9 protein-coding genes are annotated in these 10,885 nt (G+C 72.9%); 2 read left to right on the forward strand and 7 right to left on the reverse strand.

Annotated features, from left to right (window positions below; genetic code table 11):
• Window positions 1–17: 17 nt before the first annotated feature.
• The 7 genes from ureC to IG64_RS05495 form a co-directional block, all read right to left on the reverse strand.
• Window positions 18–1,742, reverse strand: a complete 1,725-nt coding sequence (ureC, locus tag IG64_RS05465) for an urease subunit alpha (protein ID WP_037852494.1) — start codon at window positions 1,740–1,742, stop codon at window positions 18–20.
• Window positions 1,742–2,170 (reverse strand): urease subunit beta, encoded by a 429-nt coding sequence (locus IG64_RS05470; protein WP_037852496.1) that lies wholly within the window; start codon window positions 2,168–2,170, stop codon window positions 1,742–1,744. Before IG64_RS05470 ends, ureC begins: the two co-directional genes overlap by 1 nt.
• A gap of 37 nt (window positions 2,171–2,207) precedes the next feature.
• A complete protein-coding gene (locus IG64_RS05475) occupies window positions 2,208–2,513 on the reverse strand; it encodes an urease subunit gamma (protein WP_037852498.1) in 306 nt (101 codons plus the stop codon).
• Between the two features lie 4 nt (window positions 2,514–2,517).
• Window positions 2,518–3,471 (reverse strand): urea transporter, encoded by a 954-nt coding sequence (locus tag IG64_RS05480; protein WP_037852500.1) that lies wholly within the window; start codon window positions 3,469–3,471, stop codon window positions 2,518–2,520.
• 821 nt (window positions 3,472–4,292) lie between these two features.
• Window positions 4,293–5,213, reverse strand: a complete 921-nt coding sequence (locus IG64_RS05485; RefSeq protein WP_037852503.1) for a DUF4232 domain-containing protein — start codon at window positions 5,211–5,213, stop codon at window positions 4,293–4,295.
• Window positions 5,214–5,773: 560 nt separating this feature from the next.
• A complete protein-coding gene (locus IG64_RS05490; RefSeq protein WP_037852648.1) occupies window positions 5,774–6,883 on the reverse strand; it encodes a C45 family autoproteolytic acyltransferase/hydolase in 1,110 nt (369 codons plus the stop codon).
• A gap of 174 nt (window positions 6,884–7,057) precedes the next feature.
• Entirely contained in the window at window positions 7,058–8,491 is a 1,434-nt protein-coding gene (locus tag IG64_RS05495) for a purine-cytosine permease family protein (protein WP_051812387.1), read from the reverse strand.
• A gap of 273 nt (window positions 8,492–8,764) precedes the next feature.
• Between IG64_RS05495 and IG64_RS05500 the strand changes: the two genes are divergently transcribed.
• Together IG64_RS05500 and argG are read left to right on the forward strand one after the other, a co-directional pair.
• On the forward strand, window positions 8,765–9,247 hold the full coding sequence (locus IG64_RS05500; protein WP_234438400.1) for a TetR family transcriptional regulator: 483 nt from the start codon (window positions 8,765–8,767) through the stop codon (window positions 9,245–9,247).
• Between the two features lie 27 nt (window positions 9,248–9,274).
• Window positions 9,275–10,717 (forward strand): argininosuccinate synthase, encoded by a 1,443-nt coding sequence (gene argG, locus IG64_RS05505; protein ID WP_037852504.1) that lies wholly within the window; start codon window positions 9,275–9,277, stop codon window positions 10,715–10,717.
• Window positions 10,718–10,885 lie beyond the last annotated feature (168 nt).

Below are 10,885 nucleotides of genomic sequence, written 5' to 3' on the forward strand. Positions count from 1 at the left end.
CGCACCGTCGTGGGGGGTCAGACGATGTAGAAGAGCTGGTTGAGCGGGAGGCGCTCGGCCGGCTCGATGGTGGCGGGCTCGCCGTCCACGGTGACCTTGTACGTCTCCGGGTCGACCTCGATGCGCGGCAGCGCGTCGTTGCGGACCATGTGCTGCTTGCCGACGGTGCGGCAGCGCCGCACCGGCTCGACGCGCCGCCCGAGACCCAGTTCGCCGGGGACGCCGGCGGCGATGGACGCCTGGGACATGAAGGTGACCGAGGTACGCTGCCGGGCCCGGCCCATGCTGCCGAACATCGGCCGGTAGTAGACCGGTTGGGGCGTCGGCAGGGAGGCGTTGGGGTCGCCCATCAGCGCCCAGTTCACCATGCCGCCCTTGATGATCAGCTTGGGCTTGGCGGCGAAGGAGTTGATCGGCCAGAGCACGATGTCGGCGAGCTTGCCGGGCTCCAGCGAGCCGATCACGTCGGAGGCGCCCACCGCGATCGCCGGGTTGATGGTGAGCTTGGCCAGGTACCGCAGGACACGCGCGTTGTCGTTGCGGGAGCTGTCCTCGGCCAGCGCGCCCCGCATCTCCTTGCAGTGGTGCGCGGTCTGGAAGGCACGGGAGAAGGACTCGCCGACCCGGCCCATGGCCTGGGAGTCGGAGGAGAAGATGCTGATCACGCCGAGGTCGTGCATCACCGTCTCGGCCGCGATGGTCTCCGCGCGCACCCGGCTGTCGGCGAACGACACGTCCTCGGGGATGTCGCGGGACAGGTGGTGGCAGACCATCACCATGTCCAGCAGCTCGTCCACCGAGTTGATGGTGTACGGCAGCGTCGGGTTGGTGGAGGAGGGCAGCACGTTCGGCTCGCCCGCGACCCGCATGATGTCGGGGGCGTGCCCGCCGCCCGCGCCCTCGGTGTGGAAGGTGTGGATGGTCCGGCCATCGATCGCGGACAGCGTGTCCTCGAAGAAACCGCCCTCGTTGAGGGTGTCGGTGTGGATGGCCATCTGCACGTCGTACTCGTCGGCGACGCTCAGCGCGTTGTCGATGGTGGCGGGGGTGGCGCCCCAGTCCTCGTGCACCTTCAGACCGGCCACGCCCGCCTCGACCTGCTCGCGCAGCGCCTCGGGCAGACTGCCGTTGCCCTTGCCGAGCAGACCCACGTTGACCGGCAGGTCCTCGACCGCCTCCAGCATGCGGTGGATGTTCCACGGGCCGGGGGTGCAGGTGGTGCCGTTGCTGCCGTCGGTGGGGCCGGTGCCGCCGCCGAAGAACGTGGTGATGCCGTTGGACAGGCCCTCCTGGGCCTGCTGCGGCGAGATGAAGTGGATGTGCGTGTCGACGCCGCCGGCGGTGGCGATCAGGTGCTCGCCGGAGATCACCTCGGTGCCCGGACCGATGACCAGCTTGGGGTCGACACCGTTCTGCGCGTGCGGGTTGCCGACCTTGCCGACGCCGACGATCAGACCGTCGCGGACCCCGATGTCGCCCTTGACGACACCCAGCACCGCATCGAGCACCACCACGTTGGTGATGACCAGGTCCAGCGCGCCCTCGCGGTTCAGCGCCGCGGGGTCCTGGGCCATGCCGTCGCGGATGGCCTTGCCGCCGCCGTAGACGGCCTCGTCGCCGTAGGAGCCGGCGTTGTAGTCGTGCTCGACCTCCACCACCAGGTTGGTGTCGGCGAGGTGGAACCGGTCGCCCACGGTGGGGCCGAACAGGTCCGTGTACTGCTTGCGCGGGATGATCGCCATCAGCGGTCGGCCCCCTCGTTCTCGGTGTCGGCGGCGGTGGTGGCTTCGGCGGTGGCCGAGGTGGTGGCGAATCCCAGCTCCCCGGCGCGGCGCAGCGCCGCGCGCCGGGTGTCGTCGGTGTTCAGGCCGCCGTTGACGAGTCCCGCGAAGCCGACGAGGCGCCGGGTCCCGCCGAAGGCGACCAGTTCCACCTCGCGGGTGTCACCGGGCTCGAAGCGCACGGCCGTGCCGGACGGGATGTCCAGGTGCATGCCGTACGCCGCCTCGCGGTCGAACAGCAGCGCGCGGTTGACCTCGAAGAAGTGGTAATGGGAGCCGATCTGCACGGCCCGGTCACCGGTGTTGGCGACGGTCAGCGCGACCGTCGCTCTGCCGGCGTTGATCTCCACGGGGTCGTCCCCGTAGAGGTAGTGGGCTCCACCCGACATCGTTGTCTCCTAGTTCCAGGCGGTGGATCAGGCGGGTTCAGGCGCTGATGGGGTCGTGGCAGGTGACCAGCTTCGTCCCGTCCACGAAGGCCGTCTCGACCTGCAGGACGGTGAGCATCTCGCGTACCCCGGGCATGACGTCGCCGGCGGTGACCACCTTGCGGCCCAGCTCCATGCACTCGGCGACGGTGTGGCCGTCACGGGCGGCCTCCAGGACCGCCTCGGTGATCAGCGCGGCCGCCTCCGAGTAGTTGAGCTTGGTGCCCCGCGCCCGGCGGCGGCGGGCCAGGTCCGCCACCACGTAGACGTGGAGTTTGTCGATTTCGCGGGGTGCGAGGTTCATGGCGTCACTTCGCTTTCTCGAACGAGATGCCGGGCCGGTCCAGGGCTGGAACGGCCGCCAGGAAGAGCCAGGTCGTCACGACGAACGGCCAGGTGAAGGGGGAACCGCCGGACGGCTGGGCGAAGGCCTGCCAGGCGGCGGTGAAGGGGACCGAGGCCACTGCGGCGAGCGTGGCGTACCCGGCGGTCCAGGCGGTGGGGGCCAGGAAGGTGGCGCCCAGCGCGATGGCGACCAGCACCGCGTTGTAGCCGTAGAGTCCCGCGCTGATCCGGTCGGCGGGCAGGCCCATGGCACAGGCCGTCAGGATCGCGACGGCGCTGCCGCCGGCCGCAGCGAGGGCGGCGGTGCGGGAGGCGACGAGGAGCCCCGCGAGCAGGATCAGGCCCGCGTACCACTTGTCCAGGAGGAAGACCTGGGCGATGCCGTCGCAGAAGGCCCGGCCGAGCTGCGCCGCCGACAGGGTGGTGAAGCCGTCCGCGGTGATCGGCGGCGCGGCGGCGGCCGAACCGGCCGGCAGGGCGATCGCCAGCACCCCGGCGACCAGGCAGAAGGGGGCCGTCAGGGCGGGGAGGCCGATGCGGCCCAGCAGACGGGCGGCCGCCGCGCCCGCCACGGCGCACACCGCGGCGGCCAGCACGGCGAGCACCGCGGTCCGCCACGAGGCGCCGAACCGCACGACGACGGCGATGGCGGTCAGGCAACCGCAGTACCCCTCCAGGCCTTTGGACAGGCCGTCCCGGTCGGCGCCGAGGACGGCCGCGGCCCCGGTGGACGCCGCCGCGCCGAGCACGCCGTACACGCCGACCCGCCAGCTTCCCGCGAACAGTGCGACGGCGAACAGCAGTCCGGTCCACGGACTCGCGCTGAGGGCGACCTGTGCGATGCCGCGCAGGTGCATCCGTCCCAGATCGGCGGGAACCCAGCCTCCAGGCTGTACCACCCGCCCTTCTGCAGGCATGCCTTCTCCTCGTCCGGGAACACCTCAAGGCACCAAAGACAGCTGATGCACGGCGAGATGATGCGTGATCAACAACTTGTTGAAGGCTACGCCTGGACGTGGCGGAGAAAGCTCACCAGCGGCAGGTGACCAAACGGTCACCGAACGGCATCCCGGCTGGTGAACAGGGTCGGGCAGCCGCCCCGGGATGTGAATTCCTTGGCCTCGAATTCAAACCCTTGGCACTCCCTTGGTCTTTTCCGGATGAAAAATCGACCAAAGCGTGGAAGGGCCTCGCGGGCGGTCCGACGTGGCGCGCCGGGAGGGACGACGGCGGTGGCGCCGGTGTGCCACCGCCGTCGCGGACGTCACCTCACACCCGGTCGGCCGCGATGAGCAGGTACTGGAAGCTGCCGTTGCGGTAGGCGTCCAGGAAGGCGCGGGGGCCGGTGGTGAACGGGACGGTCAACGGGACGGCCGTGTGCGGGAACCAGCCAAACAGGCGGGCGGGGCCGCCGGTACGGCGTGAAGAGGGCGCGCTCGCGCCGGAGATGCGCAAACACCGACTCGGTGCGGGGCGGCGCGCGATCACCGCGCCGTGCGCCCCGCCACTGCCTCACCTGCCCTGTCCGGCACGCCCGGGAGGGCATCCTCGCGCCGGCGGCGGTGTGCGGCGGCGCACCTGGCAGGGGCGCGGGGACACGGCCTCGCCTGGACAGGCGGAGGGCGGGGGAGCGGGCTTCACTCGGGGCGTGCGCGGGACGTGCGGGCCGCTCGTCCCGGTGGGCGGAGACGAAGGGCGGCGGCGGACGGTGTTCCGCGAGCCGGGTGCCCCCCCGTCCTCACCTCGCGGCGCGGGACGCCTCGTCCTTCTGCCAGGCGCCGACGCCGAGCTTCCCCGTGGTGCCCAGGTCCAGTTCGGGCGTCACCGTCACCGCGGCGGCACCGGGCTTCGCCACCACCCGCACGTAGGGCGCGTGGACGGGCTCGCTCCCCAGGCCGGTGGTGTTGCGCCAGACCAGGGCGGCGCGCGCGCTCTCGCCCGGCTCCAGCACCAAGGGACGGGGCGCGGCGTCGGCTCCGGTGCCGGTGGCGATCGAGGCGCCGCCGTGCAGGATCCGCACGCCGGTGACCGCCGTGTGCCGCTCGTCCAGGAGCCGCACCGCCGGATAACCGTCGAGGCGGTAGGCGCGCGTGCCGCAGTTCGCCAGGTGCAGCCCGACGACCCGCAGCCCCATGGCGGCGTCACCGTCGTCGGCGTACACACGCACCCCCGGCGTCGGGCAGGGCCCCGTCCCGGCCGGCGCCTCCGCGGCGGGAACGCTGCGGACCTTGACGATCTTCAGGCGGGCACCTCCGTCCGTCCCGGTGGCCGACGCGCCCGGGTCGACGGTACGTCGCACGGTACCGCCGGGGCCGACGGTCGCCACGGCCTTCTCCGTGCCCGCCCGCGCCACGCCGCCGGTCGTCAGCACCTGGTAGGTGATCGTGTAAGTGAAGGACTGCGCCGCCTCGTTGGTGACCTCGAAAGCGGGACAGCCGTCCACCACGACGGCCCTGACGCCGTCCCCGTCCGCACCGGTGGACTCCCCAGGCGACGCGGGCGACGCCGGGGCGCCGGAAGGGGCGTCGGCGTCGCGGCAGGCGGATCCCTGCCGCCGAGCCGGGCCGGAACCCGGCGCCCCGGTTTCCAGGGGGCCGCACGCCCCGAGCAGCAGGACACCGGTGAGAGCAGCGGCAAGGGGAAGGAAGGCGCGGCGCATGCGGCCAGTCGATCAGGCCGTCCAGCCGCAGGCTGTGACGCAGGCCATAGGCGCCCGTCACAGAGTTGTCACGGCGTCACCCGCGCCCGGCCGAGAGCGCGAACAAAAGCGGGTTCCGATCAGCGGGCGGTGCCCGGCGCCTTGCGAGGGCGCGTGCCGGGCGCCGCCCGCCGGGCCCACTTTTGTTCGCGGCTCCAAGCCGCGGATCGCCCCGCTGTCGCCACGGTGGGGCCGAGACCCGCGCCCACACGGTCAGGGCGCCACGAGCACCCGACCGCACCGCACCGAACACACCGGTCTCCGGCGGGCGTCCGGACGGTTCACCACGCTCGCGCGCCCGGCGTACGCCGCGCTGTCGGCTCCGCCAGGAGCTCCTCGCGCGCGAGAGGCGCCGAAGGGGAGTTCGCCCGGGACGCGCCCGTACCGCCGGTCCGGGGGCGCGCCTGTACCGGCGGTCCAGGGGGCGCGGGTGCCGCCCGTACCGCCGGTCCCTGCGGGCTCCCGTACCGTCGGCCCCGGGGGCGCCCGTACGGCCGGTCCCGGGGACGCCGCGGGGCGGATCAGCGCGCCACGAGCACCCGCCAGTCGCGCGAGCCGATGTCGGCGGGCGTGCCGTCGAGGATCCGGGCGGTGCGTGCCGCCGGTTCCAGGGCGACCGTCGCGAGGCTCGCCCACCGCTGCCCCAGCGGCTTGTCCAGGTCGGGCAGGCAGGTCACCGGCGGCTCGCCGTCGCCGGTGACGAGGAGACCGGTGAGGCCGCCGGGCGTGGCCGGCGCCCCCCGGCGGGCGAGACGCGCGCGGACGAAGTCGCGGCGCCGGCCCGAGTCGGGCTGGTAGAGCCACGTCTTCTCACCGGCGGCGGGCCGCGGCGTGAGGAAGTGGTTGGTGCGCAGGAACGTGCCGTCCTCGGGTGCCACGGCGAACACGCCGACGGGGCTCAGGTCGAGCAGGACGGCGTCCGCCTCGTCGAAGAGCGCGAACGACCCCGACGACGCGACCGGCGCGCCGCGCACGATCTCGACGGCCTCCGCGACGCTGCCCGCCTCCTCGAGGACGACCGCCGCGAGCACGTGCACCGGGACTCCGCCGACGCCGTCGCGGACGTGCCCGAGGATGTTGAAGTGCAGTGCGAGTCCCGCGCTGTTGACACCGATCTTGCCGAGGATGCCGTCCTCGGTGAGCCCGACGACGCCGTGCCGGCCGCCGCGCACCTCCACCGTGTGCCACAGCTCGCTCAGTTCGACGTGCCAGTCCCAGGTCTGCGCACCGAACGTACGCGGGGCCGTGCCCGCCCGCCCCGCGGTGACGCGGCGCACGATCGTGGTGCACTCGCCGGGCGGCACCGAGGTGCTGCGGGCCAGGATCTCGGTGCGCGCGTTGAGCGCGGCGACCCGCCACGGCTCGACTCCGGCGCCCCGGGCGATGCCCTCGATCTCGGCGTGCGCCGCCGGCCGGAAGGCCCCGATCGCCTCCGAGGCGCGCTCGGCGTCGGCGCGTACGGCGGCCTCGGTGACGCCGCCGAGGGCGAAGAGGCGGTCGTACACCTCGATCGCGGCGGGAAGGGTGGCGCGCAGCTGACCGCCGCGGACGGTGCCGCGCTCGTACGGGTCGGCGGCGACCGCCTCGACGTGGCGGCGGTGCGCGGGGCGGGGGATCGGCGTCGTGGTCACGAGCGTTCTGCCTTTCGAGTGCGGGTGCGGGTCCGCGGTGGCCGCGGTGGCCGCGGTGTCCGCGGTGTCCGGGGTGTCCGGGGGAACCGCGCGGCGCTGCCGACGGCCGCGGCGGGCACGGCGCCGGCGGCCTGTGCCGCGGTGCACGGGGTCCCTGAGAAGGTGAGGCGTCGGTCAGGCGTGCGGGATGCTCCCCAGGGCGCGGGCCGTGCCCCAGTACACGGCGGCAGCGGTGATCATGCCGGACGGGATCGACAGGTCCACGCCGGCCAGGGCCCTGGCCAGCGGACCGGTCCAGAAGGTGGTGTTCACGCACAGCGCGGACACGACGCCGCCGGCGAGGAGCGCGAGGACGCCGGCCCAGTGGACGCCGCGCCGGTACCAGAACGGGCCGCCGCGCTCCTCTTCGAGCAGATGGGCGCCGTTGTAGCGGTTGCGGCGCATGACCAGGTCCGTCACGGCCACCGCCATCGCCGGACCGGTCACCGTCACCACGAGCTGGAGCATGGTGTCGACGCTGGTCAGGAAGTCGAAGACGAGGATCGCGTACAGCGTCATGGCGGTTCCGAGGACGCCGATGATCAGGACCGCGGGGATCCGGGCGAGGCGGACACCGACCGACTGGATGGACAGGCTCGCGCTGTAGGCCGTCATGCCGTTGTTCGTCATGGTGTTGACGACGACCGCGACGACGAAGACGGGGATGAACCAGCCCGGCAGGATGCTCTCCAGCGCGCCCTCCGGGTCGCTCATGTCGAGGCTGGTCGCGGCGAGCGCCCCGACGCCGGTGAACACCACGCTCGGCAGGTAGGCGCCGAAGGCGGTCCACCCGGCGATGGCCACCGGGCTGCTGTCGGGCGGCAGGTAGCGGGCGAGGTCGGGGCTGTTGCTGTACGACAGGGGCGTGGACGCGATGATCGTGAGACCGGCGCCCAGGGCGGCGGCGAGCGCGGTCCCGCCGAGCGGGGCGGAAGGGGCGTAGGACCAGTCGGCGTGGGCGAGCACGTACCCGGTGACGACGACGAACACGACGGTCAGCACCACGCTGAGCGCGGTGTAGAGGCGGACGATCGTCGCGTGTCCGAAGACGGCGATCAGCAGGGTGCCGCCGGCGATGAGGCAGATGACGGCCGCGTCGACGGAAGAGCTGTGCGGCAGCCCGGCCCGGCCCGCCAGGCCGATGCCCGCCACGGAGGCGGCCGACCAGTTCAGGGCCAGGTAGGCCGCGGCGATGAGCCACCCGGTCAGCACGAGCACGGCCTTGTTGCCCAGGACGCCGTACAGGGCGCGCGAGATGACCGACCCGCTCGTGCCGGCCGCCGGCCCGCTCGCCGCGACGACGCCGGTACAGATCCACAGCAGGTTCCCGGTGAGGATCACGCCGAAGGCCTGCGGGAGCGTGAGCCCCATCAGGATCAGGGCGGCACCCACCACGAAGCTCAGATAGCTGACGTTCGGGGCCGCCCAGACCGCGAACAACTGGCGTGGCCGCCCGCCGCGTTCGTCCGCGGGCACCTGGTCGATGCCCCGTGTCTCCATGTGCCCGGCCCGCTCGGTGCCCTGTCCCTCCAGGGGGCCGGGGGCGGAGGCGGGGTTCGTCGTCGTCATCGGGGCCTCTCGGGTCCGCGGACCGCGCTCCTTATTGGGCGCGTGACCAACCAGTTATTGGTCGCACATCCAATAACGTGTCCTCCATCACGTCAAGACCCCGGACGGCAAGGACCCGGAAGCGGCCCGGCGAGCGGCGCGCGGAGATCGTGCGGACCGCCGCCCGGATCGCGCTCCAGGAGGTGCTCGAACGCGTCACCCTGCGGCGCGTCGCCGACGAGCCGGGCGTCCGCCCCGCTCGTCGGCCACTGCTTCCCGGCCGCGGACCACCTGGTGACCGAGACCTTCTCCTGCGCCGCGACCGAGCGACGCGCCTCGCTCCTGCCCCGCGGCGAGGAGGGGCTGCCGCCCGTCGAGCGGCTGGCCCGCTTCCCGGTGCGCCTGGCCGATGGCGAGTACCGCGACCTCAGCCGCCTTCGGCTCGACGCCCGCCGTCTCGGCCGGTTCCGTGCCGGGCTGCGCCCGGCGGTGGCCGCGCAGGAGTCCCTGACGCGCTCCGCCCCCATGGACCTCGTCGAGGAAGGTGTCCGGCCCGGAGACTTCCGGGTCGGCGACCCGCTCGGGGCGGTGCTGCACATCCTCGTCACCGTGGACGGCCTGGGCGTGTACGCCGACGACGACGCACAGGTGGAGCATCCGGCGCTCGAGGACATGGCGATCACCGCGGCCCAACGCCTGCTGGGCCTCGCCCGCGGCACACTGCGCTCCCTTGCCCGGCCTCGGAAGAATCCCGCCGACGTGGAGCGCTTTGCATGATCATGCGTAAGGGTGCATACTCTTCCTATGTCTAAGGTCCTCACCTCCCTTCCGGCCGGCGAGCGTGTCGGCATCGCCTTCTCGGGCGGCCTCGACACCTCCGTCGCGGTCGCGTGGATGCGCGACAAGGGCGCCATTCCGTGCACGTACACCGCCGACATCGGCCAGTACGACGAGCCCGACATCGCCTCGGTGCCCGGCCGCGCCAAGACCTACGGCGCCGAGATCGCGCGCCTGGTCGACTGCCGTGCAGCGCTGGTCGAGGAGGGCCTGGCCGCGCTCACCTGCGGGGCGTTCCACATCCGCTCCGGCGGTCGCTCCTACTTCAACACCACGCCGCTCGGCCGCGCCGTCACCGGCACGCTGCTGGTCCGGGCGATGCTGGAGGACGACGTCCAGATCTGGGGCGACGGGTCGACCTTCAAGGGCAACGACATCGAGCGGTTCTACCGCTACGGCCTGCTCGCCAACCCGCAGCTGCGGATCTACAAGCCCTGGCTGGACGCGGACTTCGTGACCGAGCTGGGCGGCCGCAAGGAGATGTCGGAGTGGCTGCTCGCCCACGACCTCCCCTACCGCGACAGCACGGAGAAGGCGTACTCCACCGACGCCAACATCTGGGGTGCCACCCACGAGGCCAAGACGCTGGAGCACCTGGACACCGGCGTGGAGACCGTGGAGCCCATCATGGGCGTACGGTTCTGGGACCCCGAGGTCGAGATCGCCGCCGAGGACGTGACGATCGGCTTCGAGCAGGGCCGCCCGGTCACGATCAACGGCAAGGAGTTCGCCTCCGCCGTCGACCTCGTGATGGAGGCCAACGCCATCGGCGGCCGGCACGGCATGGGCATGTCGGACCAGATCGAGAACCGCATCATCGAGGCCAAGAGCCGCGGCATCTACGAGGCCCCCGGCATGGCGCTGCTGCACGCCGCGTACGAGCGTCTGGTCAACGCCATCCACAACGAGGACACCCTCGCCCAGTACCACATCGAGGGACGGCGCCTGGGCCGGCTCATGTACGAGGGCCGCTGGCTCGACCCGCAGGCCCTGATGGTCCGCGAGTCGCTCCAGCGCTGGGTCGGCGCGGCCGTCACCGGCGAGGTGACCCTGCGGCTGCGGCGCGGCGAGGACTACTCCATCCTCGACACCACCGGTCCCGCCTTCAGCTACCACCCGGACAAGCTGTCCATGGAGCGCACCGAGGACTCGGCCTTCGGCCCGGTCGACCGGATCGGCCAGCTCACCATGCGCAACCTGGACATCGCCGACTCCCGCGCCAAGCTGGAGCAGTACGCCGCGATCGGCCTCATCGGCGCAGGCACGCCCGCCGTCGGTGCCGCGCAGGCCGCCGCCACCGGCCTGATCGGCAGCATGCCGGAGGGCGGCGCGGAGGCCATCGCCTCCCGCGGCGAGGGCTCCGACGACGCGATGCTGGACCGGGCCGCGATGGAGTCCGGCACGGACTAGGCGGGTTGCCCGGATCGGGCCGGGCCCCGCGAGCCCGGCGCGATCCGAACGGAAGAACGGAAGACCCTGACCGTGGACGCCCGCTCTTCGGACGGAAGGCCCGGCACCGCCTCGGCGCGGTGCCGGGCCTCTCACTCTCCGCCGGGCGCGCGGGCCGGGCCCTGCCGC

The sequence above is a fragment of the Streptomyces sp. NRRL S-340 genome (genome assembly GCF_000720185.1).
Lineage (GTDB): Bacteria > Actinomycetota > Actinomycetes > Streptomycetales > Streptomycetaceae > Streptomyces.

What these genes read in the sequence shown, in the direction of transcription:
- argG (WP_037852504.1), top strand. Translation starts at nt 9,275, where the DNA reads ATGTCTAAGGTCCTCACCTCCCTTCCGGCCGGCGAGCGTGTCGGCATC.
- IG64_RS05485 (WP_037852503.1), bottom strand. Translation starts at nt 5,213, where the DNA reads ATGCGCCGCGCCTTCCTTCCCCTTGCCGCTGCTCTCACCGGTGTCCTG.
- IG64_RS05470 (WP_037852496.1), bottom strand. Translation starts at nt 2,170, where the DNA reads ATGTCGGGTGGAGCCCACTACCTCTACGGGGACGACCCCGTGGAGATC.
- IG64_RS05475 (WP_037852498.1), bottom strand. Translation starts at nt 2,513, where the DNA reads ATGAACCTCGCACCCCGCGAAATCGACAAACTCCACGTCTACGTGGTG.
- IG64_RS05495 (WP_051812387.1), bottom strand. Translation starts at nt 8,491, where the DNA reads ATGACGACGACGAACCCCGCCTCCGCCCCCGGCCCCCTGGAGGGACAG.
- ureC (WP_037852494.1), bottom strand. Translation starts at nt 1,742, where the DNA reads ATGGCGATCATCCCGCGCAAGCAGTACACGGACCTGTTCGGCCCCACC.
- IG64_RS05480 (WP_037852500.1), bottom strand. Translation starts at nt 3,471, where the DNA reads ATGCCTGCAGAAGGGCGGGTGGTACAGCCTGGAGGCTGGGTTCCCGCC.